This window comes from Enterobacter sp. EGD-HP1, from assembly GCF_000733275.2.
Lineage (GTDB): Bacteria > Pseudomonadota > Gammaproteobacteria > Enterobacterales > Enterobacteriaceae > Enterobacter.
In genome coordinates, this window is the sequence record NZ_AVOP01000001.1 from 277,484 (window position 1) to 299,200 (window position 21,717).

24 protein-coding genes are annotated in these 21,717 nt (G+C 52.8%); 3 read left to right on the forward strand and 21 right to left on the reverse strand.

From position 1 onward, the window contains the following. Window positions 1-3 precede the first annotated feature (3 nt). The 17 genes from N037_RS01335 to N037_RS01415 all read right to left on the reverse strand — a co-directional run bounded on the left by N037_RS01335 (window position 4) and on the right by N037_RS01415 (window position 11,963). Window positions 4-597: a phage tail protein gene (locus N037_RS01335; protein ID WP_032638399.1), complete on the reverse strand. Its 594-nt coding sequence runs from the start codon at window positions 595-597 to the stop codon at window positions 4-6. After that, window positions 590-1,774 (reverse strand): baseplate J/gp47 family protein, encoded by a 1,185-nt coding sequence (locus N037_RS01340; RefSeq protein WP_032638401.1) that lies wholly within the window; start codon window positions 1,772-1,774, stop codon window positions 590-592. The genes N037_RS01335 and N037_RS01340 overlap by 8 nt, the downstream gene beginning before the upstream one ends. After that, complete coding sequence (locus N037_RS01345) at window positions 1,767-2,102, reverse strand: DUF2590 family protein (RefSeq protein ID WP_032638403.1); 336 nt, start codon at window positions 2,100-2,102, stop codon at window positions 1,767-1,769. Before N037_RS01345 ends, N037_RS01340 begins: the two co-directional genes overlap by 8 nt. Beyond that, window positions 2,099-4,213 (reverse strand): phage tail tape measure protein, encoded by a 2,115-nt coding sequence (locus N037_RS01350; RefSeq protein WP_032638405.1) that lies wholly within the window; start codon window positions 4,211-4,213, stop codon window positions 2,099-2,101. The genes N037_RS01345 and N037_RS01350 overlap by 4 nt, the downstream gene beginning before the upstream one ends. A 1-nt stretch (window position 4,214) precedes the next feature. After that, a complete protein-coding gene (locus N037_RS01355; RefSeq protein ID WP_032638407.1) occupies window positions 4,215-4,394 on the reverse strand; it encodes a DUF6890 family protein in 180 nt (59 codons plus the stop codon). An 8-nt stretch (window positions 4,395-4,402) separates the two neighbouring features. Next, window positions 4,403-4,678 carry a putative phage tail assembly chaperone gene (locus N037_RS01360; RefSeq protein WP_032638410.1) on the reverse strand — a complete coding sequence of 92 codons (276 nt, stop codon included), beginning with the start codon at window positions 4,676-4,678 and terminating at the stop codon, window positions 4,403-4,405. Between the two features lie 105 nt (window positions 4,679-4,783). Then, the gene (locus N037_RS01365; protein ID WP_032638414.1) at window positions 4,784-5,164 is read right to left on the reverse strand and encodes a hypothetical protein; all 381 of its coding nucleotides are present in this window, start codon (window positions 5,162-5,164) and stop codon (window positions 4,784-4,786) included. After that, complete coding sequence (locus tag N037_RS01370) at window positions 5,164-5,502, reverse strand: M15 family metallopeptidase (RefSeq protein WP_032638415.1); 339 nt, start codon at window positions 5,500-5,502, stop codon at window positions 5,164-5,166. Before N037_RS01370 ends, N037_RS01365 begins: the two co-directional genes overlap by 1 nt. Next, complete coding sequence (locus tag N037_RS01375; protein ID WP_032638417.1) at window positions 5,489-5,800, reverse strand: holin; 312 nt, start codon at window positions 5,798-5,800, stop codon at window positions 5,489-5,491. The genes N037_RS01370 and N037_RS01375 overlap by 14 nt, the downstream gene beginning before the upstream one ends. A gap of 4 nt (window positions 5,801-5,804) precedes the next feature. After that, window positions 5,805-6,263, reverse strand: coding sequence for a phage protein (locus tag N037_RS01380; protein WP_032638419.1), 459 nt, complete (start codon window positions 6,261-6,263; stop codon window positions 5,805-5,807). Next, window positions 6,260-7,408, reverse strand: coding sequence for a DUF2586 domain-containing protein (locus N037_RS01385; protein ID WP_032638421.1), 1,149 nt, complete (start codon window positions 7,406-7,408; stop codon window positions 6,260-6,262). Before N037_RS01385 ends, N037_RS01380 begins: the two co-directional genes overlap by 4 nt. Before the next feature lie 2 nt (window positions 7,409-7,410). Beyond that, the gene (locus N037_RS01390; RefSeq protein ID WP_047368752.1) at window positions 7,411-8,067 is read right to left on the reverse strand and encodes a hypothetical protein; all 657 of its coding nucleotides are present in this window, start codon (window positions 8,065-8,067) and stop codon (window positions 7,411-7,413) included. Window positions 8,068-8,102: 35 nt separating this feature from the next. Further along, window positions 8,103-8,579: a phage tail protein gene (locus tag N037_RS01395; RefSeq protein ID WP_032638424.1), complete on the reverse strand. Its 477-nt coding sequence runs from the start codon at window positions 8,577-8,579 to the stop codon at window positions 8,103-8,105. Beyond that, the gene (locus tag N037_RS01400) at window positions 8,576-9,049 is read right to left on the reverse strand and encodes a head completion/stabilization protein (RefSeq protein WP_032638426.1); all 474 of its coding nucleotides are present in this window, start codon (window positions 9,047-9,049) and stop codon (window positions 8,576-8,578) included. Before N037_RS01400 ends, N037_RS01395 begins: the two co-directional genes overlap by 4 nt. A 103-nt stretch (window positions 9,050-9,152) precedes the next feature. Next, window positions 9,153-9,857 (reverse strand): phage terminase small subunit, encoded by a 705-nt coding sequence (gene gpM / locus N037_RS01405; RefSeq protein WP_032638428.1) that lies wholly within the window; start codon window positions 9,855-9,857, stop codon window positions 9,153-9,155. Between the two features lie 2 nt (window positions 9,858-9,859). After that, window positions 9,860-10,882 carry a phage major capsid protein, P2 family gene (locus tag N037_RS01410; protein WP_032638430.1) on the reverse strand — a complete coding sequence of 341 codons (1,023 nt, stop codon included), beginning with the start codon at window positions 10,880-10,882 and terminating at the stop codon, window positions 9,860-9,862. Between the two features lie 28 nt (window positions 10,883-10,910). Next, complete coding sequence (locus N037_RS01415; protein WP_050511205.1) at window positions 10,911-11,963, reverse strand: GPO family capsid scaffolding protein; 1,053 nt, start codon at window positions 11,961-11,963, stop codon at window positions 10,911-10,913. Between the two features lie 175 nt (window positions 11,964-12,138). On the opposite strand from N037_RS01415, the gene N037_RS01420 reads away from it, so the two are divergent. The 3 genes from N037_RS01420 to N037_RS01430 are packed head-to-tail and all read left to right on the forward strand — an operon-like array spanning window position 12,139 to window position 15,331. Next, on the forward strand, window positions 12,139-13,956 hold the full coding sequence (locus N037_RS01420; RefSeq protein ID WP_032638432.1) for a terminase large subunit domain-containing protein: 1,818 nt from the start codon (window positions 12,139-12,141) through the stop codon (window positions 13,954-13,956). Then, window positions 13,953-15,017 carry a phage portal protein gene (locus N037_RS01425; protein WP_032638434.1) on the forward strand — a complete coding sequence of 355 codons (1,065 nt, stop codon included), beginning with the start codon at window positions 13,953-13,955 and terminating at the stop codon, window positions 15,015-15,017. The genes N037_RS01420 and N037_RS01425 overlap by 4 nt, the downstream gene beginning before the upstream one ends. Window positions 15,018-15,073: 56 nt before the next feature. Then, window positions 15,074-15,331, forward strand: a complete 258-nt coding sequence (locus N037_RS01430) for an ogr/Delta-like zinc finger family protein (RefSeq protein ID WP_072163863.1) — start codon at window positions 15,074-15,076, stop codon at window positions 15,329-15,331. A gap of 42 nt (window positions 15,332-15,373) precedes the next feature. On the opposite strand, the gene N037_RS01435 is transcribed toward N037_RS01430, so the two are convergent. From N037_RS01435 to N037_RS01445, 4 genes are all read right to left on the reverse strand, one after another. After that, entirely contained in the window at window positions 15,374-17,662 is a 2,289-nt protein-coding gene (locus tag N037_RS01435; protein WP_032638438.1) for an AAA family ATPase, read from the reverse strand. A gap of 216 nt (window positions 17,663-17,878) precedes the next feature. Beyond that, on the reverse strand, window positions 17,879-20,476 hold the full coding sequence (locus tag N037_RS01440) for a replication endonuclease (RefSeq protein ID WP_032638440.1): 2,598 nt from the start codon (window positions 20,474-20,476) through the stop codon (window positions 17,879-17,881). Continuing rightward, window positions 20,473-20,700, reverse strand: coding sequence for a ParE family toxin-like protein (locus N037_RS23330; protein WP_072163841.1), 228 nt, complete (start codon window positions 20,698-20,700; stop codon window positions 20,473-20,475). The genes N037_RS01440 and N037_RS23330 overlap by 4 nt, the downstream gene beginning before the upstream one ends. Beyond that, window positions 20,697-21,683, reverse strand: coding sequence for a DNA adenine methylase (locus N037_RS01445; protein WP_032638442.1), 987 nt, complete (start codon window positions 21,681-21,683; stop codon window positions 20,697-20,699). The genes N037_RS23330 and N037_RS01445 overlap by 4 nt, the downstream gene beginning before the upstream one ends. Window positions 21,684-21,717: the final 34 nt, after the last annotated feature.

The following is a 21,717-nucleotide window of genomic DNA, read 5'->3' on the forward strand; positions in this document are numbered from 1 at the left end:
CCTTTACTCCAACCTTGCGCTATATGTCGCGCTTAACTCGTTTTGCACATCGCCCAGGGTCGCAGGCCAGCAAACATAATCACCCTGATACCAGCCAGCATTGATATGCAGCGGCAGGGCGGTGATCACTTCAAACTGATAACGGCGGCAGGTTCGACCGTATTTTCGGATAATCTCCAGCAGGAGATCGCTGTTATCCGCTATCTGACTGTCAGTGACGCGGACGGTAATCACGTCCCAGTCCATCCCCTCCTGGCGTTCCAGTAGTTCGACATACCCGATCCCCAGCCGCTCAAAAATGGCGATAAACCCCGCCACCTCGCCAGCCTGCTGCGCATTGATAAAGGCGTAGCTGACACGTTTGCGAAACAGGCTTAACGGTTCACCTTTAAAGCGGGTGATGTCACGTTCCCATGCGATCAGGTTTAATACTGGCTCGACGCAGGTCAGCGGGTCGAATTGCCTCAACGGCCAGGTTATCCACTCGTAAACCTGCAACCAGAATTTCACACAGGCGCGCAGCAGCCGCGCGGGGTCGCCACGGTCCATCCATGACGGCAGCTTCAACCCGGCCAGCAGTCTGGCAAACTCAGTCATTGAGGATCTCCACTGTTAAGGAAGCCAGGCGCGGGACCGATAATTCGCTGACAATATCTGTCAGTGAAAAACTCAGTGAATCTATGACCGGGAATGCTTTGTGAATCTCCCGGCCCAGGTTCGAAAAGGAATAACGCGAATAAGGCCACGTCTTTTTAACGTCGTAATTGGCGTTTTCCCTAAATGCGCACCGGATCAAATCTGAAACCCCGCTTTCTAACAGGCTCAGTTCTTCCGGCTCCATATTTTCTTTGCTTTCCACATAGACCTTTACCGCCAGCGCGTGGGTCGTTTCCGGCATCGCGAAACACTGCAAATCATCGCCGTGGCCGTGGTGGCCCTGGGAGTTAACGTAATCGTTAACCGCATCAATAAAGGGCTGCGACGTTTCCCCGCTATCCAGTAGCAGGTAGGCATTTGCGGTTCCCGGTCCGCGCGGGGCGTCATGCAAAAAGAAGATGCGATCAATGCTCAATCCCACAACACCCGCAATCATGCTGCGGTATATGGCATCGGTGTGGTAATTGCCCACCAGGTTGAACTGGTTGCGCGTTCTGTCGCGTAACTCGTCGTCGCTTTCCTCGTCTGCGCCTGGTGTGATCAACCAGTCTTCCTCATTCACTGCGCTGGCGATACCTGCAACGGCCACGGGCAAAATACGAAAATATCCCGGCGCAAGGTTGTAACCGCTGCCGGTGTCGGTCGCGGTAACGGGAACCAGACCGCTTTCAAGACCCGCCCCCAGTGTCGCGTCTTCGTTGACGGCCAGCACATAGATCACGCCGTTAATACGCTCCGTCTGAATCAACGTACCGGCAGGCACGATCACAACGTCCGAAGGATTTGTTTTGTAAAAGCGGATCACCCCTGCGGCAGCGCTTGCCGGTTTCGGGGTGATGTTCACCGCCCAGGCGAGCAAGCGCAGCATTGCACCCGTGGCGGTTGCCACAAACATGTTTCGCAGGACGACATTGATTAGCGCAGCCTGCAACCACAGCACGGGTGTGGTGACTATTTTCGAAATCAGACGCCAGAACGGTGACATGCGGGAAGTATTGGTAATAAATCCTTCCGCCTTTACCGTCTCTTTAAACACGGCTGTGATTTCCGCTTCCGTCGTTGGCATCCCGCTGTCACTCAGGACTTTTTCGAAATCAACTTCCGGTTTCTCAGTCATAATTCACCTCCGTGCCAACACTGCCGAAATCGTAGGTTTCGGCGGTGACATACAGCCGCGTGATGCTTTCCTCTGTGATCACAATCGTGCCAGGGACCAGACGTTCGTCACTTTCAACCAGCAGCGAAAGCTGGGTCAGCGCGTCGCCGCGCATGGTCGGGCTTCGTTCACCGATCAACCGCGTGGTGATGCCGCTTTCCAGAATACTGTGGATGATGTCCTGGGCTATGCTGTCGCGGTTATTGCACCGCTGCGGCTCGTTGCCACTGTCCAGCGTGAAATCGCCGTCGGTGATCAAAAGGTCGATGTATAACGGTTCGGTACTCATCCGGCGTTAAGCTCCTGCCATTCGGCCAACTGGGCCGGGGTGATTCCATTCGGGGCGTTGATATAGGTGTCGCCCCACGTCTTGCGGCTATCCACAACGGTTTTACTGTCTGTTTTAACCTGCCCCATCAGGCCGCCGCGCGGGATGTCTGCATTGACCGTGTTACCCGTCAGCAAGGACGGGCCGTTTAGCTTCGGTGGACTTGCAGCACCATCAGGAATAACAGCGGGGGCCGGAACCGTCGCCCCGGCTGGCGGCGAAACCGACTTGAGATCGATATTGACGCCGGGGATTTTGTTTAGCTTTTCCGCAATCCAGTTATAGGTGGATGCAAACGAACTTTTAAGGACATCAAAAAGCTTGCTGAATACACCGCCGATGGTGTCCGCGAATCCTTCAAACGTGGCGAGGGGTGAAAGACCGGCGAAGAACGCAACCACAGAATCCCAGCCGTCAGTGATGGATTTCCAGACGTCAGAAAAGACCTGGCCCACCTGACCGGCAACATCCATCACCCATGCAAAAGCCTCGGTATTCATTACCGCCGCTTTCAGCTCCTCCCAGTGATTCACGACATACCAGACACCCAGCGCCAGCAATGCCAGGGCGGCGATAATCAGGGTGATCGGACTGGTCAGCAGTTGCATGGCCACACCGGCAAACATGGTCGCCACGCCATAAATGCGCATGGCAACCGCACCGGCTTTTAACACGACATTCCAGGCAGCCAGCGCTACACGACAAACGCCGGTCCACAGGGCTAACAGCCTTGACTGGATCCACAGCGCGGCCAGCCCGATGCGGGTTGTCAGCAATGACGGGCGCAGCAAGTTAAGGGTCCATAACAGGGCTTTCCATGCTCCGCCCAGCACTTTGGCGATAGCGCTCAGGCCCACCATCGTGAACCCAAAAATGCCCATTACAATATTGGTTGCCGCACCCGCCAGCCCGAAGGACAACACGCCCAGGGTGATATAACCCAGCCAGCGGGCGATGTTGGGGAACATCTCCAGCCAGCGGGCAAATTTTGCCCCCACGTCGGCGACACGGTTCATCATCGGCGTAAGGATAGGGATCAGCGTATTACCCAGCGCGACGCGCATCGCGTAAAACGTCGCGACGATCCGTTCCCACGGCTTCGCCATACGTTCGGCCATTTCCTGGGCGCGTTTCATGCCGTCATTGCGCCCCAGTTCTGTGATGCTGCGATTTAAATCATTCTGCTGGCCGTACAGTTTTTTAATGACATCAGCACCGCCGCCGAAGGCCGCGTCCAGCGCCTGCTGGGCTTTGACGTTCCCTTCAATGCTGGCCCCGTATTTGTCCTGCAACTTTTGCAGGATGTCGCCCATTGGCAGCATTTTGCCGGTGGCATCAACAAAACTCATACCCAGCTTTTCAGCCGCTGCCGGTGCGCTTCGCAAAAACTGCTCGTAAATGCCGCTGGATTCCGTGCCCAGGGTGCGCGAAAGCGTACCCAGCACCGCGAACTGTTCATCCATGCTGACGCCGAAGTCAGCACCGGCGTTTTTGGTGCCCTCGATAAGCTCCTGCATGGTCTGCATTTTCACGCCGAAGTTTTGCACCATGTAGGCCGTTTTACCGGCCAGTTCTTCGGCAAATTTCACATGCCCCAGGCTGGACAGTTCCGCGTTGAAACGGGATGCCATCGCGCCGATATATTCGCCCGCTTCCTCGCCGCTGGCTTTTACGCCTGCCGCCAGGGTGTTGGCCGCCACTGTCACGCGTGGCAGATCTGCATCGCTCAGGCCGGACATTGCGCCTTTCATCGCATAGCTGGAATTCACCACATCAACCGCGCTTTTACCGTAGCGCATGCTGAATTTCAGGGCTTCGCTGGACAGCCTTTTCAGCGTGTCTTCTGCCACGCCTTTGGCGCCCACTTCGGAAAGCGCCGCATTCATTTCATACGCGGGGCCCACCACGCCCGCGATGGACTGGGCAACACCCCAGACAGCCGCCGCACCGATGCCGATCTTTGCAAAAGACGCCTGCGATTCTTCGGCAAAGCCAGTCAGCGAAGACTGGGCCGTTTTTAGTGGCCGCGTCAGCTTATCAATCAGGCTCAGCGTAAAATCCAGGTGACTCATATCAGCTTCCGTTTAGTGCAATGGCGATACCTTCCGCCGTTTTATTCGCCCTGGTTTTGGCGAAATACTCGTCCAGCCACAGGGCGCGGGCGATGCTTTCTTCGTCGTCAGGTTCATGCGGGAGGTAGTAGCGACGAAGGGCAAGATATTGCTCCAGCCCGTTCGTGCGAATGGCCGCCACCCGCGCCGCTAGTTTTTTACTTCGATCTCAAGCTTCGGCGAGTAAATCTCATTAACCTTCTCGACGATCTGCATTTCACAGCCTGGGTAATCTTCCATCAGCTTGTTTAATGCCTCTTTGGATTCGGCATCAACAATGCGGCCCAGATAGGTGACCATCGGCGCAACCTTGTTGGTCATGGTCATTTCGTTAATCAGGTTGTTGTAAGCGGTTTTGTTTGGCTCAAAGCTCAGGCTGACGCCCGCAACGGCCAGGGCAATTTTTTTAGAATCAGACTTGCTCATTTTGTTAAATCCTTACGTTGTCGAATGATGCCCACCAGGGCGTTATGTCGCGCGGCGCAATCGGTGTATATCTGCCGATAGGCAGTTAACGCCGCGTCAAAGTCGTTACCGGTTGGGCCCGCCAGTCTGGGCAGATTCACCGGGCAAAGCGTTAGCTGGTTTTCCTGATAATGCTCGCTCGGCGCGATCTGCACTTTCGTTGAACAACCGGACGTAATCATCAGAAGCGCAAACGTTGCTAAATACCGGCTTGATGATTTCGGTGCGAATTTCCCGTTCCGTGTGGATCTCATTACCTTTTAGCTCCGCGATTTTTGCTTCCAGCGCTTCACCGGACTGCCGCGTCACTTCTGCGACAATCAGGCGGGTTTGCTCTGCCGATTCGTTGGCGGCCAGCTTTAGCTTTGCGTCGTGCCAGTCGTGCGCCTGCCACCCTGCTGACATGGCAGCAATCAGGACCAGCAGCAACCCCAGCAAATTACGCATCAGCGCACCCCGTTATGCTCAAGGGAAAAATGATTGCCGTCCGGCTTACTGAAACGGCCACCCCATGAACCGCCGATGGATTCCCAGTATTCGCCCAGCGGGCGATAGGCGGCGCTGTCGGTCTGGTACACCCCATTGATAAACAGGTTGAAATCCACGGCCAGGCGCTGGGTATGCAGGCTGTTTGCAATGCCGCTGCCTTTTTTGGCATTTAGCGCGGCCTGCTCAGGCGTGCGGTACGCCTCGCCAAACGTCAGGCGGTAGCCTTTTTCCTCCGCGAAGTGGATCAGATTTGCGATCATCACGGTGAAAAGCTGTTGTTTTTCACTCAGTTTCATGGCGTTTGCTTCCCCATCGTTTAATCCAGTATTCCGCGAGGCGCTTTAAAACGGCCTCGATAAAGGCGCTCCCCAGGATGCCCAGGGCGCAGGCAATGCCCACGACAACCAGTTCCGGCATATCGGGAAATTTCAGCAGCGGGATTGCGGCAAGCGGGGACACCGCAGCCCCCAGAATCATTCGACCCGCCAACTGGCGAACTGTAATCGGGTCGTTACTGACCATCAGTTGCCCCAGTCCGATCACGGCCCCGATCAGCAGCAGCTTTGCCAGCAGTGATGTTTCTCCATTTGGCATCTTGTTAACCTTTCAGATCGCGGGTGTCGCGGGCTGACAGGTACGGAACGCCGTCAATCGCCACAAAGTCGGGGCTGGTCACCATGAATTTAATTTTCTTCGTGGTTTTGCTGGCCTCGTTTGGGTTGATGTTGACGATGTCAGACAGCGCGGGAACGCATCCAAACACCTCGATTTTTTCTTCGTCGTCTCCGGCGTTCGCATAGAACAAAAAGTCCTTAGCGGGGATGCCGCGCCACGAACCGGCAGCGCGGGCCACGGCGGTGAATTTTTTAAAATTCTGGGAATCGACTTCGATTTCCACATCCGCCGACACCGATCCCTTTGTGTGGCCGTTCGGAACGCCACGCGTTTGCGCCACGGCGCTGTTATCCGTAATGGTGACGGTTGCGTTTTCGACGTGAATCATGACGCCGTCATAGTTCACATCGAACGATCCGCCGCTAATGCGTTCTCCGCTCATGCCTGATTCTCCAGTGATGTATCCAGTTCGATGCTGACGCCGATTTCCTTCGCGCTCTCATACGGGCGGACAATCAAATAAATCTGCACCGCAACGCTACTGGTCCAGGTGATAGTGACGTCGCCGTCTTTTGGCGGTTTCACTTCACCGGGGAATTCCACGCCGTTAATCTGCGAGGAAATCGACATTTCGCGCAGCGGCTTGCCGAAATAGGTTTCATGCGCCGCAATGCTGCCCGGTGTGCTGTTAAGCGAGCGATCTGCGATTTTTGGAATGGCGCGTAAGCGGACGCGGCGGGATGCCTTATCCACTACGCGGACGTTTTCAATGACCTGATAATCGCCGCCCTCAACATCCAGCGTGCGACCGTCTGACCAGTAAATCCCGTCATAGTCGTGATACCACATCGGCACGCTGTAGCGGTTCGCCTGCAATCCCTGCAAGACGGCCAGATCAATTTCTTGCCCGGTCCCATCTTTCGGCAGGTCGTCACTGCCCAGAGCAGTGACCGCGCCGGTTGCCACACGGGCCGGACTGTCGGCGACGGTCACCGAACGGTTACACAGGCGACCGGCCAGGACACCCGGTTCGTTGCCCCACAGTCGCGGCACAAGCTGGACGCCGGGCGACGCGATACCGTTTTCAAGCGCAGCCATGCGAGTCTGGTAATCCGCCCATGATTCGTCTTCCTCCGTGCCACCCACAGACAGCACGAACCAGACAAAGCGCCCGAACTTAGTCTGTAAGGTCGTCCGCATTTCTGTAGCGCGGTTGATTGTCGCTTTTTCAGTGACATCAAACGCCAGGACAACCCCTTCAACGGATGCCACTGACTGGGCATCCGTGACGGCTTTCATCCATGCATCATCGACTTTGTTGCCTGCATCGTCTGGATCTGGCTCAGGCATGACATGCACATAAGCAAACCAGTTCTGACCGGCGTTATTGGCGGCTGCGGCCACAATCCGCTTTAACAGGCTGTCGGTATCACCCAGCGCCTTATCCAGATCGGTGCCGGTGTTGACCGCCTGGGTTTTGTCGGTGTTGGTGTCACCGTAACCGACATACAGGACAACGCGTTCGATATCGTTCGTCGTGCCGTTGTAGCGGTTTTTCTGACTAACTGTGACATTCGGCCACGTCATTTTTACCCCCTGATATCCTGCGCGTTGACGTCCCAGCCGAAGCCGATTGCCTGCATTTGCCGCGCTATGATTTGGTTAAATTCGTCGTTACTGACACCCAGAAAAACGCGGCCCGGTATGTCTATGGTCCATGTGCGTTTGGCCGGTGTGCCTTTCAGCTTGCGGATAACCAGCCCGGCCTGCGCCATGCTCATGGTTTCCATGATTTGTTTGCTGGACGGCTTCACCCAGCGCTTGCCCTTGCGTACCTTGTACCCCAGCGCCCGCAGTCGCTTTGCCTGGCGTGGCAGCGCTGGCTGATTCGCCTGCGGTTTACGCGGGGCGTTACTGGCTTTCATCTGGATCCGCGCACCGTCCTGCTGGACCGCACCGACCAGACCCGCCGCGACGGGCTTATTTCCGTTGCGATAATTACCGCCTTTGAGATAAACCCTGACGCCCTGAATTTCCGGCATTTCCCGGACGGCCAGCAGCTTGGGCAATCCCTTTAACATCTTCCCTTTGCCGCGCTTACGCGGTTCCCACGGCGTGCCGTCCGGGGCCGCCTGCTGGCGCTGGTGACGTTTGGCAGCCGCAATAATTCCCAGCTTTGCGACACGCCACAAAAGGCGCTGGCGCTTCCGTGGTGGCAGGTCAGCTTTTGCCAGCGCTTCGCGCATTTGCTTTAGCTGTTGCTGGTTTAACTCCCCACGGATCACGACGCATCACCATGCTGGACAATGAATTCCGCTTCCTCCGCGACCCAGATTTCCGGGTTGACGATGTCCCACGCTTTGCCCCTGAACGGGATCGGACCGTCTTCCACTTCTCGGATAATCACCGGATCAGCCAGCCCGACCACCACATCAAGAATGCAGCTTCCTTCGTCGTCGAACTCCGGGTCCACTGTGGGATCGGGTAATTTCAGTTCGTCGCGCAGCTCGTTGGCATGTTCATCCACCCAGGCCAGCACCAGGGCATAAATCAGCCCCGGTGAATATTTGCGAAACGGGAAGTTATCCCACGACAAACGAGCGTTATACGTCAGCACACCGATGCGGCGTTGATTGTTCCCCAGCGCTTTGGCGCTGCGGACCAGTTCGCAATCGTCCATTGAACTGGAAAACATCTGCATGGCGTCGGGCTGCAAATTCGCCGTGATAAACGCCGTCAGGCTTTCAAGCTGGCTCATATCAGATGCACCCCCACGCGTGGCTGTTGCAGCATGTTGCGCATCACGTTGGCCGCTTCGGCCAGCAGATTGGCGCGGGTGTCCAGGCTTTCCTGACCCGGGTGCGACTCACGTCGCCCGATGGTGGCGAACTCGCCCAGCAAATCGGCTTTTGCCCGCGCATAAACTGCTTTTTTGTACTGGGCTGTTAACTGGTTTTCGTCTCCCAGCTTTGCGCCCGGTACATCGGCGGCCCGCTCGCATCCTTTCCCGTTCCAGTAGGCCACCACGTCGGCCAGCGTCGTGTTTACCTCCGCTATGGCGGCCAGCAGGGCAACGCCTGCGGTGTCTGGCGGCAGGTCTGCGGGCAGGGTGCGCGACGTCTGAAATTCAGCCAGATCCAGATCAGGCCAGAACGTCACGCCATTGGTGATCACAGTTGGCGTCACCGTTAACGGCTTGCCGCTAATGCTGAAACTTGGACCACTCATGGTTTACACCTTGTTTGCAAAAGAAACGGGCTAACGGGATCCATAGCCAACAACCCAAAAGGGTTGATGCCTCCCCCGCGCCCGTCCCGGCTTGCGGGAGTCGTTATTGCTTTGTCAGGCTGTTAATCCGGGCGCGAATCTTGTCGCGTGCGGTCCTGACGCCAGAGTTATTGTTAAAGGCGTGCGCCTGGGCCAGCAGGGCATCGGCCTGTTCAAGCGTTTCCACATCATCCACGGCAGTGGCACGCGGTCGGCCCCGTTCGTCGCGCAGCAGGTAAAGCCCCGCGAACTTGAACCATTTCGCGTTAATGTCTTCGTGCAAACGCCACTTTTCGCGGATGTTTTCAAACGTGCGGCTGAAATACGGCTCGATGCTTTGACCGGCTTCCGCCTGGCTCGTTGCCCACTCCAGCACCGTATCGGCCACAAAGGCGGGCATGGTACTTTTGAAGTTTTCCGGCATCGCCTGGTTTTCAGTGATAGCCACGTCGGCCCAGTCAAGCGCCTGGCTCATTTCCCCCGTGTCGAACAACCAGATCACGCAGTAGACCAGGGCCGGATTTGCGAAGCGGGCATCACCGGCAAGATAGGACTCAACGGTCGGCATCCAGCGCGGCAACAACACATCGCGTTTAAATTCGATGCGGTCTTCGGTGCGCGGCAGGCTGCGGAGTTGCTCAACATCTTTTGCCAGTTCCAGCATTTGCAGGTGGAAGCTGACCGGCGACGACGCCAGGGCTTCGCGTTTATCCAGCGTCTTTGCGGTCTTAATGCGTGCGCGGTGTCGCTGACACAGGGAAAGAGCCATGATTATTCGCCCCCGCCTGAAGCTGGCGCGTCGGTTGCCAGGGTAATTTTGTCGTATGCGGCGTAAAGCTCGTCATGCTCGACGGCGTACCCTTCCATACGCAGGTAGTTATTTTCAAAGCGCTTGCGGTCGTCGTTCCATTCGGCCTTGCGCTTGCGGGTTCCCTGCTGGGTGTAGATATGCAGGTTATCCAGCGTGGTGACGATCAGGCGACCTTCCGGCATGAATGGCGGGGTGTACACCGTGCGGCCAGCGATCTGGCGACCAATCAACTGCGCCGCAACTTTTTCAGTCGGGCGATCAATCTTATTCATCAGCGTGGTGACGTCTGCGCCGATAAGGTCAGCGGATGCCAGCACAACCAGACGCGGGTCATTGCGATAAGGCTCATAAATGCAGCTATGCACCAGATCGGTGACCGCCGCGTCCAGCCCCATAAAATCAGCATTTGCACCGCCGATAGTGACGTCGCCGGTGACTATTTGCTCGGGTGTACGGTCCTTTACAATTTTGTGCCAGCCGATGTTAACGTCTTCACCGTTCGGGTTGGCTTCCGGGTCGGTATCTTCGGCAACGCTTGTACCGTTAAACGCCACGCGCAGCATATCCAGTGCGAATGATTCATTGCTGAAAGCCTGGATGCGCTGGAAGAATTCTTCCTCACTGCCCGCATTAGCCCAGACAACAAGCAGGGAGTAAGGCAGATACGAACCGGAATCTGTTTCTACCAGTTTGTACTCGTTACCCTCCACACCCAGTACGCGCGAGAAACGCCCGTCTTTTTTACGGCCTGTATAAATACCTTTCTGGCCGGTAGTTACCACCTGTCCGGTGATCTGGTTCACATCCAGCACGTTAGGCAGCAGGCGCAGGAATTCAGAGCTTTCCAGCAGCGCATTGCGCAACTGAGTTTCTTTCGGGTTGGTCAGCGAGAAGTATCGCGAAGTGTCCACCTGGCCGTTGGCTTTCGCCAGGCCTGCGGCGTACTTACGCAACATCTGCTCTGCTTTTGGGGTTAATTGCATTTCGTTTTATCCCTGGAAAGAAAATTGATTAACAGAAGTCAAACGGCTTGTTGCTGCCGCCTGGCGCATTATTCGGGCGCTGCGTGCTGCCGTTTTCCATCGCTGACAGCTTCGTCAGGACGGTAGTCAGTTGCGTGGTCAGCGTGTCCATCTGGTTACCGCCTGACTGGCGACGCGCTGAAAACTCACGGCGACGGCTGCGGCGCGGGCGTTTGGACGGGGTCACGTTGAACGCTTTCATTGCTTTAGCCAGGTTGGCTTTTGCAACGCTGAACTCCGCCGCTTTGACTTCGTCTTCTGGGTTCTCTGCCACTTCCTCGGCAAGATCGGCAACTTCTGCCGCAGCTTCGGCGATATCAGCGGCGATATCTGCCACTTCGTCGGCGGCCTGTTCTGGCGTGTCGACGTTATCAGCGTCGCCGTTAGCGGCCTCTTTGCCGCTTTTGACTAAATCCAGCAGTTGCTGGATGAGGGCTTTTAACTCTTCCATTTTCTGTTCCTCGCCCTCATTGGGCTTGTCGGTGTTAGGTTCTGGTGTTGGCGTAAAATCTTTGCTGGCCGAAAACAGTCGCGACCAGAAAGAATCTTTTTTACTTTTCTGCAAATTTCCCAGGCTGAATGTTTCCAGGCTTCCGCGTTCCGCGTCCTTTTCTTCTCCAGCCAGAATAAATTTAAGCTTTTCAGTTCCCAGACTTGCCGGAATATCCGTAACGGCCAGCCCGAAAAGATATTCCCGTCCGCTACCTGCAAAATCAGTGACAAATTCGGCAGACGTAAAAAGCTTTTGCCCCATGCGGTTGGCATCAATTAAGAACTGGTTAGGGATTAACTGGGCATATAGTTTGGTGACATCACCTTCCGTCTCAACTTTTAGCGCATCCACTTCGCCCAGGTTGCAGGTAAATTCACGCTCGCCAATATCGTATTGCGGATGATGCGGCCAAATCATTGCCGTGTAGGTTTTGCGGGAATAGGTTTCCGCAGCGTCAATTAACCATTGCGCTTCAATGGTGCGACCGTCCACGGCCTGCCCGGATGTGGCAATGCATAGCCAATCAGTTCGATAACTGGGTTGCGTCATAACTGACCTTTAATAATGAAATGAATAATACAATTCGTTTGTGATGGTCAGTATTGCCAATTAAATAGAATGTCGCGACCGCTTTATTTCTTATGCATTCGGTTATAAATGGATAACCACTTTTTGCCGATATTTAATTATCAGGCTGGTCAAATAATCCCGTCATAATAGCCTCATGGCTAAATATTCCGATGAATTAAAAGAAGCGGCCCGCACGCTTTACATTAAAAGCTGGACGCCGAAAGATATTGCGCAGGAATTGAATATTCCGCCGCGCACCATATACCACTGGGCTGACGTCGGGGAGTGGGCATCACTGCTGCCCGTCGAATCAGTGGAAAATGTCATCGCACGCCGCATTGACCAGCTTTCCCGCCGCGAGAAAAAAACGGCGCTGGAACTGGAAGAACTCCGCGATCTGATTGCCCATCACGTCAAGCTTATGGCGCAGCGCAATAAGCACGCCGAAAAACTGGCCGAAATTCAGGCCAAAAAAGCATCCTATGACGGTGAAGGTTACTGCCTCAGCAGCGCAGGCGGGGAACCTGGGGAAAGAGAAGGAAAGCGCCGGTATAAGAAAAACGACGTTTCCGGGCTGACGCCTGAAATGCTCGACACCTGGGCGCGGGAACATCTTTTCGAATATCAGCTACATTGCCGCGAGCATAAAGGCGAAGACTGGCGCTTTATCCTGAAAAGCCGCCAGGTTGGCATGACCTACTACTTTGCATGGGAAGCCTTTGAAGACGCGGTAATCAGCGGTGATAACCAGGTCTTTTTCTCCGCATCCCGTGCACAGTCTGAAATCTTCCGCGAATACATAGTCCAGATTGCTCAGAACCATTTCGGCATCACGCTGACCGGCAAAAATATCCGCCTCAGCAACGGCGCAATCCTGCGCTTTCTGTCCACGAACGCCAGCACCGCGCAGGGCTTTAACGGCCACCTGTATGGTGATGAAGTCTTCTGGATCCCGAAATTCACGCGCCTGCACGAAGTTGCCAGCGCAATGGCAACGCACAACAAATACAGAACGACCTACTTTTCAACGCCCAGCGCGAAGACGCACCAGGCCTACCCGGTATGGACTGGCGAAGAATGGCGCGGTGACGATCCGAAGCGCAAAGGGATTGAGTTTCCAAAAGAAAACGCCATGCGCCAGGGCATCATCTGCCCGGACGGGATCTGGCGATACATCATCACGATGGAAGACGCCATCAAAGGCGGGCTGGGCGCGCTCGTCGATATTGAGCGGCTCCGCAACAAGTACAACCCGACCGCGTTCGCCATGCTTTACATGTGCCAGTTCGTTGACAGCAAAGACGCGGTCTTCAAATTTTCGACGCTGGTCGGCTGCGAAGTGGACCGGGCAACCTGGGGCGATTATGACCCGACCGCCGCGCGGCCATTTGGCAACCGCGAAGTGTGGGCGGGCTTCGACCCGTCGCGCTCCGGTGACAACTCCACTTTTGTGATAATTGCGCCCCCCATTCACGACGGCGAACGCTTCCGCGTGCTGGCCTGCTGGCAATGGCAGGGCTTTAACTTTAGCTGGCAGGCTGACCAGATACGCCAGCTTATGCGCCGCTTTAATATTACCTACATCGGGATCGACACAACCGGCATCGGGAAAGGGGTGTATGACCTGGTCAGCAAGTTTGCCCCGCGCGAAGCGAACGCCATTCTTTACAGCGTCGAAAGTAAAAACCGCCTGGTAATGAAGATGATCGACGTCGTGGAACGTAAGCGCATCGAATGGGCAAAAGACGCCATAGACGAAACCAACAAAGAGCGCGTCGAAATCCCCGCGTCGTTTATGGCAATCCGGCGCACCACAACTAACAGCGGCAACGCGTTAACGTTCGTTGCTGAACGTTCCGACGCAACCGGCCACGCGGATGTTTTCTTTGCTATCTCGCACGCCGTAATAAACGAACCTATCGATCACGAATTTGACCGCCCATCGACCTGGGCTTTTGGGAATGCAGCATGACGACAAAGAAACATCGTAAAGCGAAAAAATTCAGGGGAACGACCGGCAACAACGTTGAAACGTTCTCGCCGGGGCGCGGCAGCGTGATTACCTTCGGTGAACCGGAACCCATCCTTACGACCGGCACCGATTATCACAATATCTGGTATGACAACGAGGCGGATCACTGGCGGCTCCCGATTGACCGGCTGGCGCTGGCTCAGTTGCCAAACCTTAACGGCCAGCATGGTGGCGTATTGTATGCGCGGCGCAACATGGTTGCCGGTGGCTATATCGGCGGCGGCCTGACGCCTGACCAGGTAGAACAAGCGGTATTTGATTATCTGCTGTTTGGCGACGTCGCAATCCTGAAAATTCGTAACGTATTCGGGGAGGTGATCGACCTGCTGCCGCTGCCGTCGCTTTATCTGCGCTGCCGTAAAGACGGAACGTTCGCCGTTCTCCAGGAAGGGCCAGCGCTGATTTATGACCCGGAAGACATTGTCTTCTTTAAAATGTATGACCCGCGTCAGCAGGTCTATGGCCTGCCGGATTATATCGGCGGGATCCATTCCGTTTTACTTAACAGCGAAGCGACCATCTTCCGCCGCCGCTACTACAACAACGGTGCGCATATGGGCTTTATTCTGTATACCAGCGACCCAAATTTAACGCTGGAAATGGAAAACGAAATCAAAGACAAGATTGCGCAGTCCAAAGGGCTGGGCAACTTTCGCAACATGTTTATCAACATCCCGAAAGGCGACCCGGACGGGGTCAAAATCCTGCCGGTGGGTGAAGTCAGCGCAAAGGATGAATTCCAGAACATCAAAGGGATCACCGCGCAGGATATCTTTACCGCGCACCGCTTCCCGGCTGGGCTGGCAGGTATCATCCCGACGAACGGCGCGGTAATGGGTAACCCTGAAACTGCCCGCACGACTTACCGGAAAGACGAAGTTATCCCGTTACAGCGTAAATTTATGAATGGGGTTAACAATGACCCAGAAATCCCGCCGCGCTTACACCTAAATTTTGACGTTGAATTGCCGGTAATTACCGCCGATAAGGGCGAAAAATGAACGTAATTAGTTTAAAATCATCCCCATTGTTAGCAATGGCGTGCGGGGTGGTGAACATGCGAGTTTTTAAAATTAAATGTCCTGAATGCGGTCAACCGGCCATCATTCGTAAATCTGACTGGAAAGACAAAAAACTGGCGGATTTATACTGCGCTTGCACCGAAGTTGAATGCGGCCACACGTTTGTTTTTAACGCCTCGTTTTCTCACACTCTCAGCCCGAGCGGGTTGACCGGTAACAAGCTGGTCAAATTCCTGATTGACCGACTCAAGCCAGAAGAACGTCAGTTCGCGTTAGACTTATTAAAAAACTGAAAATCAGTTGTTGCTCCTTTATAAAGGAGCAACCTTTTTACACTAAATCGAGCCACGATAAACAATATTGAGCGCTCTTGAACAAAATGCAGATAGCTCCCCATGAATAACTAGTTCATTAGCTGCATTCGGATTTGTGTCATGATGGAACCTACCTGCATAACTATTAATCTGATTCAATTCATCAGTAATCGATAATGCATTATGAAGAGGCGTATTAGGCTGCGCTGACAATATCAACTGAATAATTTCACCAAAAAGTTTCCCCGGTGAAATATGCCCAGGGAATCGACGATGCAAATAACCTTCCAGAAGTGGCCTGATAGCAATAGCTACATCTTGCGGATTGAATTGCTCTCCATTTAAATAACCACTCACAAGCCTATGATTTTTATAGTAAGGACTCTCACATTCATCATCAAGATTTAGAGCCATCAAATCACTGAATTGTCCTTGTGCATGCACTACCTTTATCAATGAAAGAGTATTTACATCCACTCCCCTTTTCAAGAATTCATCTCTCAAACTTTTTATAAAATAAGCATCATGTGCCAGTATAATTAATTGTTTACACCTGTCATTTAGGAGTTTTAATTCTGTAATGGTTTGCTGTTTTCTATGAGTATCAAAACTGCACATTGGATCATCGATTAGTACAATTTTGTCATTTAAATTTTCATCTTCCGAAATTACTGCAATGAAGAATGCAAAAGCCAGAGTTCTCTTATCTCCTTCACTCAGACAGGTTTTAAAGCCTGCGTCTTCTCCTTGCAATGTAATTTCACTACCTCTTAGCTTCAACCCATACTCGGTTCTTGGCTCACCGGTTCCAAGATAATTATAACTTATCTCCTCAATAGTAAAAGCCGCGCCGAATTTGAGTAACAATGAATTAATAGCCGACTCGTATCTACCTAGAGTCGTTTGCATAATAGTATCTAACGCTTCTCTTTTAGCAGCCTTTGTCGCCTTAGCAGCCGTTTCATTAGCTTTCGCTATTGTGTACTCATCAATTAAATCTTGCACTGCTTTTGAATGTCGTATTTTGATTGCGTTTAGTCTTGTATTTTCTTGAGTAAGAGCTTGAATATTTATATTCTCCAAACTCAATTGGTACTCATCAATTTGGTTGTTCAAACCATCAATTAGAGTATTAAAATCGCTAACACATTGGGCCATTTCATTTATTATTGTTTTAATTCCCTCCTCATACTTAACATCTAGCTTCGAAAGAGGATTGGATGATTTAAACTGAACGCACTCTTTTAATTGTGCATCAAGATTATCTTTCAGTTCTTTCAGTTTTTCGAAGTTAGGATTAGATATATTTAACTGTAAGAATTCGCTCCAAGAATGAATACCATCAGTAACATTGACATGCTCCTGCTCAATAGCTGGCAAGTTAAATTTTGATAAAATTGATATTCTCTTACTATCTAGAGAAGCAATTTCTGAAATGAAATTACTATACTCAACGTTGAAATAGTTTTTATAAGCATTTATTAAAGCAATACCTTCAATGTTTTGTGCGCAGAAAGGGCAAGTATTTTTATGAATGAATTGCTGACCTTCGCCTATCCATTTTTCGCTCCCATCGGCAGGAAAATGCTGAAAATGCTCTTTCACGATCACACTGGCATTTTCATCAATTTCATCAACAGTTTTGTACATTATGTTGAAAAAAGAATCCAAATTACAATTGAACTCGGTTAATTTCTTTAATTTATTTTTTCTTTTTATTAGATCGATTTGTTTGGATTTCCCTTGCTCAGCAACATTTGCTGCAATCAAATCATCAATGTTATTTTCATTGCTTAACCTTATGTATTGAGAAATAGTTAACTGCCCACGATACCCTGTTAATTTTGCTTCTGCCTCTCGTTTTAATCTAGTACATTCGGCGACTGCTGAATTAGATGCATCAAATTCTGCCCTGGCGTTTACCGCTGAATGCCCTAATGCGAAACTCAGTAATTGCTGTCTATGTCCCGGGCTGATTTCACCGCCAGAGTAAACATTCGTATCGATAAAGTCCAAATCGAATACGTGAAAGTCAGAAAACTTCGTATTCCAAGATTCATTTTCGAATTTAGCTCTTCTTCCCCCAGTAAATTGTAAATCAACTAGTTGCGGTAGAGTTGAATTTAAAGTCTTTCTTTTCAATAAGATTGATGGGGCTGTTTTTGTGTAAGAGCGCATTATTGAAGCAAGCGTGGATTTGCCCCTACCATTATCCCCGTAAATCAATGAAGTTTTTTTAAAAGAAATCCTAGTAGGAGTAATGTCATTAAACAAACCAACACTAGTAATCCTTTGTATTCTATCAAGCATAAAAATCCCTCAGAGAAAACATGGAACTGACAATTTACGATTTTGATTTGAAAGCATCAACTCTAATGGCAATAATTTCATGGCAAAAATTAATAGTTTGATTAAGATCACTTTTTGATACTATAGAGGCAAAAAACTGATTTAAACTAATTAATATTATGACCTATTAATTTCAAGAAAAAACTATTAATCACCTAACAATCCTTAAAGAAAAACTTATTTGTTATGTTTATATCTTAAATTTTTAGCATACTCACCCATTGGGTCAAATCGTATACAAGTTGAACTAATGCCATGATTATCTCTTAACCATTCCCATAGTTTGTTTACCGTCTGCCCTCCGTCAGGTTGTTGACGTGTGATTAACTCGCCGTCCGAACTAGTGCGGTAAACCTGCCCGTTAATTTCCAGCCTGCTGCCTTTCAGCAGTGAAATTGCCTGTGCTTCAGAAATATCCAGCCCGTAGAGGGAGGCATCAGCCAGCAAGCTGGTAACCGCTGGCGCAAGCGCGGCCCGTTTGGCGCTTTCCTCAGCCGATTTCGAGTTAATTTTCTCCACTGCGACCCGCCAGGAGACATCCAGTTCACTGCCGGGATCATACGGTGAATCTGTTTTTACCCTTCTGACAGGCATTTCCCGCAACCGGCGAACCAGCTTGCGCCGCGTGGCGTCATCCATGTTTTCAAAATCGACCATTTCTTCCTCTGAATCGTCTGTCACATCCTCCACGTGTGGCGCTAAATCGGTGATTTTTTCGTCTTCCGTAGAGTTATTGACAGAACTCCAAGCGTCGCCGGGTGGCGACGGCAAAACGTCAACCCCCAAGCCAGGGCCGCTTTTGGCCCCGGTGGCGGCTTTTGATTTGGCGCGGATTGTCCACTTAACCAGACGCGTGCAAATGCGGGAGTCTTCCCCCAGACGCGGCGACCAGACACCGAAGACCTTGTCGGGGATCTCACAGTAAGCATTCATTTCATCGGCTGGTTGATAGGCGAGACGGACGACATAGTTTTCACGCGGGATCAACACACCGCCCTGGCGCAAAATGTATGTGGCGAAGCAACCCACATCGGCAGCGGCGCAGACCGCATCCATTTCGGGATCTGCCAGCATTGCCGCGCCACGTTTGAAGGTATTCGCGATTTTGCGCTGGTTGGTTAGCTGGTTGCTCAGTTTGCGCAGTTCGCGATAAACAGACACAGGCGGCTGGCCCAGCGGCTGAAACTGGCGGATGCGGTGAAGCGATGCCCACGCCATTGCATATCTGGCCGTTTCATTCAGCGGCCTGCCCGTCTCGTCGTCCAGCTCACCGGCCAGCGCGTGGCCGTCGATATTCTTGGAAATATATTTCGCGATGTAGGCCGTTGCTGACCCCTTGCGCGGATCCATTTTTTTGGACTTGAAGCGAGCGCCGGTATTGCGGCCCAGTTCGTCGCGGTCCTCCGCAATGAAGTAAGCGCGAAGGATCGCGACGGTGGCTTTAACCTCCGCCTGCGGCATGAATAACAAGGCGTGCCAGTGCGGCGTGCCGTCGTGGTGTGGCTCCGCGACACGGAAGCCATAAGGGCGCAAATCTTCACGTTTCAGTTTGGCGGTTGCTCGGTTCCAGACGCGGCATAAATACCGCTGCGCCTGGGCAACGGTTGTGTGATTCCACTTGCCGTTATGGTGACCGGATTCGACATTGCTGTGATATTTGGACGGGCAAGTGATGGTCAGGAAGATGCCCACATCGCCACGGCTCTGGGCGACAAGCTCCACGCCAGCCATACGCGCCATTAGCTCATGACGGCGGATCGCAGGATTGGACGTGGATTTGTTAATCATATCTTCAAGCGATGAAACGTTGCCGTCTTCGTCGACAAGCTCATGGCTTTTGAAAAATTCGCGGTTCTTACGGCGCTGTTCCTGCCACTCAACCAGGCTTGATGCGCTTACATAGGCGTGGGCCTTACGATGAACTGCGCCGACTGCACGCAACTGGTTTTCGCGCCAGTCACAGCGAAGACGCCAGATTTTACGGCCCCACCAGTCCGGCGAGCACATACGCAGAATGGCGGTAAAGATTCGATCACGTTCCCACGGCGCGGTCCATGCAGGAGGCACAACGCGGAGGGCCAGCATTTCGCGGCCCAGGTGGCAATAAATCCAGTCCAGTTCTTCAACGCTCATGCCCTCGGCGGTCAGGCCCAAAGCGGCGCATTCGGTTTCAAGCATTTCCGCCAGGCGGTTTGCAATCTCATGCGCGGCACTTAACGCTTCCCGTTTGGTGAAATCTGCCAGGCGTTGCCAGCGTCCATGCCAGTAGGCGGCCAGTTCGCTGTTGACGTCTGTCGCAACGCCTTGTTTGCTGCGCACGACATCAAGACGCAGTAATGATTTTTTCACGGTCCCCATAAGAAAATCATTAATGTGTCGGGCTTCACGGTTGGCGCGTAACCAGTCGATTTTTTTGCGCCAGACTTCGCGGATAAAAAACGGCTCAGACAACAAACGGGCCTCCACACCTTCCGGTGTGCTGGCCCATGCGGCTGCGGCGGCCTTTGCGGCGGCCATTTCTTTTCTGACCATTTCTTGATGTATGGCAAACGGCAGGCCGTGCGGCTCGTATTTGTCCAACGCATGGATCAGCGCTCCACGATTGCGAACCTCAGCCGGGTTATAACCGGCGCGTTTGATAAGCCGGTCGATATGCTTTTCAACGGCAGGATTATGCGCCACCCCCCCGGCGAGCGGGGTAAGTTTTGCAGGTTCAAAGGTAAACGCCCCGATAGCGGGGCGGGGCTTATTCCAGGGCCAGGCGAAATCCGTCATTTCTTACTTTCCACGTTGTACTTTTCGTGGGTCAGCAATGACCAGACCTTGCCGCCGTCCTTACTCAACAACCGCCAGCGGCAAACTAGGCGGATCACCAGGTAATGATGTGGCGCAATGCGGGAATAATTTCTCCGGCCTTTTGCGTACTGGCTTAATTCCACGGTTGCACGCTTGCTTACGCACAGCGGTGCGGCGCATGTAATCTGCAAACGGGTAGTCACTGGAAAGCCTCCACACCATTCGCCGCAGCCGTCGCGATCATTTCTTTGTATGTCGCATTCCCCATTACTGGGCCGCAATCAGGGCAGCAACCACCACCGGCACGCCCGCAGCCGTCGCACACTTTGAGGACGCCGATCACCTCGCTGGCGGCACCCCTGGTAATGGCGTTCGCGCTCACTGAACGGTTAACGCTAATTTCCTGGAATTTGAAAGCGCTGTAGATCTCACGGGTGACTGGGGTATCACTGTTTGACAGGATCACCGGCGAACCAGTCAGTCGGTTGGCAGCCAGTAGGGCCGCAGCTAACTGGCGGTGTTGTTTCTCACCAAACGGGGCGGTGTGGTACTGGGTAAAATTGGCTGTTTCGCTTGCTGGCAGGTACGGCGGATCGCAGTAGATAACGGCATCGTTGCCAATCATGATTTTTAATGTGCTCTGGTAGTCGCAACAAACGAAAACGGCTTTCGTGTCGTTGGCCTTTTCAGAGAACAAGCGGATCTGTTCTTCGGGGAAGTAAGGCGGGGTTTTATGCTTACCAAAGGGAACGTTATATCCGCCCTGGCGGTTGTAGCGCACAACGCCGTTATAGCCGTGGCGATTCAGATAAAGGAATTGCGCAGCGCGTAGGATCTTGCCCGCGTCCGGGCCGTTTTCGAAAACTTCACGCGAAGAAAGATTATCTCTGGCACGGGCGTTGAAATCATCCCGGACCCACTGATAACCGTCTTTATCGCCATACACCTTAAACAACGGGCGAGCGGCGATAATCACTGCATCCGGCCAGCGAGTTATCTGGCGGTAAAGGTTAATCAGGTCTGGATTGATATCGCCCAGGATATAGCGGCGATATTCAGTATTGAGGAAGACAGAAGCACCGCCGACGAACGGTTCAACCAGGCAATCCGTCTTAGGCAGTAGGGGCAGCAGATCGGGAATTACGCGGCTTTTACCACCAGGCCATTTCACAAGGGAACGAATCATTTTACTTTCTCCAGGGTGCAAGAAGCCCGACGCG

Excerpts from the sequence above, each read along its gene's own strand:
- N037_RS01445 (WP_032638442.1), bottom strand. The coding sequence starts at position 21,683 with ATGATTCGTTCCCTTGTGAAATGGCCTGGTGGTAAAAGCCGCGTAATT.
- N037_RS01390 (WP_047368752.1), bottom strand. The coding sequence starts at position 8,067 with ATGCGCGAAGCGCTGGCAAAAGCTGACCTGCCACCACGGAAGCGCCAG.
- N037_RS01375 (WP_032638417.1), bottom strand. The coding sequence starts at position 5,800 with ATGCCAAATGGAGAAACATCACTGCTGGCAAAGCTGCTGCTGATCGGG.
- N037_RS01360 (WP_032638410.1), bottom strand. The coding sequence starts at position 4,678 with ATGAGCAAGTCTGATTCTAAAAAAATTGCCCTGGCCGTTGCGGGCGTC.
- N037_RS01385 (WP_032638421.1), bottom strand. The coding sequence starts at position 7,408 with ATGACGTGGCCGAATGTCACAGTTAGTCAGAAAAACCGCTACAACGGC.
- N037_RS01400 (WP_032638426.1), bottom strand. The coding sequence starts at position 9,049 with ATGAGTGGTCCAAGTTTCAGCATTAGCGGCAAGCCGTTAACGGTGACG.
- N037_RS01365 (WP_032638414.1), bottom strand. The coding sequence starts at position 5,164 with ATGCGTAATTTGCTGGGGTTGCTGCTGGTCCTGATTGCTGCCATGTCA.
- N037_RS01340 (WP_032638401.1), bottom strand. The coding sequence starts at position 1,774 with ATGACTGAGAAACCGGAAGTTGATTTCGAAAAAGTCCTGAGTGACAGC.
- N037_RS01420 (WP_032638432.1), top strand. The coding sequence starts at position 12,139 with ATGGCTAAATATTCCGATGAATTAAAAGAAGCGGCCCGCACGCTTTAC.
- N037_RS01370 (WP_032638415.1), bottom strand. The coding sequence starts at position 5,502 with ATGAAACTGAGTGAAAAACAACAGCTTTTCACCGTGATGATCGCAAAT.
- N037_RS01435 (WP_032638438.1), bottom strand. The coding sequence starts at position 17,662 with ATGCTTGATAGAATACAAAGGATTACTAGTGTTGGTTTGTTTAATGAC.
- N037_RS01350 (WP_032638405.1), bottom strand. The coding sequence starts at position 4,213 with ATGAGTCACCTGGATTTTACGCTGAGCCTGATTGATAAGCTGACGCGG.
- N037_RS01425 (WP_032638434.1), top strand. The coding sequence starts at position 13,953 with ATGACGACAAAGAAACATCGTAAAGCGAAAAAATTCAGGGGAACGACC.
- N037_RS01410 (WP_032638430.1), bottom strand. The coding sequence starts at position 10,882 with ATGCAATTAACCCCAAAAGCAGAGCAGATGTTGCGTAAGTACGCCGCA.
- N037_RS01440 (WP_032638440.1), bottom strand. The coding sequence starts at position 20,476 with ATGACGGATTTCGCCTGGCCCTGGAATAAGCCCCGCCCCGCTATCGGG.
- N037_RS01380 (WP_032638419.1), bottom strand. The coding sequence starts at position 6,263 with ATGAGCGGAGAACGCATTAGCGGCGGATCGTTCGATGTGAACTATGAC.
- N037_RS01430 (WP_072163863.1), top strand. The coding sequence starts at position 15,074 with ATGCGAGTTTTTAAAATTAAATGTCCTGAATGCGGTCAACCGGCCATC.
- gpM (WP_032638428.1), bottom strand. The coding sequence starts at position 9,857 with ATGGCTCTTTCCCTGTGTCAGCGACACCGCGCACGCATTAAGACCGCA.
- N037_RS01395 (WP_032638424.1), bottom strand. The coding sequence starts at position 8,579 with ATGAGCCAGCTTGAAAGCCTGACGGCGTTTATCACGGCGAATTTGCAG.
- N037_RS01345 (WP_032638403.1), bottom strand. The coding sequence starts at position 2,102 with ATGAGTACCGAACCGTTATACATCGACCTTTTGATCACCGACGGCGAT.
- N037_RS01335 (WP_032638399.1), bottom strand. The coding sequence starts at position 597 with ATGACTGAGTTTGCCAGACTGCTGGCCGGGTTGAAGCTGCCGTCATGG.
- N037_RS01415 (WP_050511205.1), bottom strand. The coding sequence starts at position 11,963 with ATGACGCAACCCAGTTATCGAACTGATTGGCTATGCATTGCCACATCC.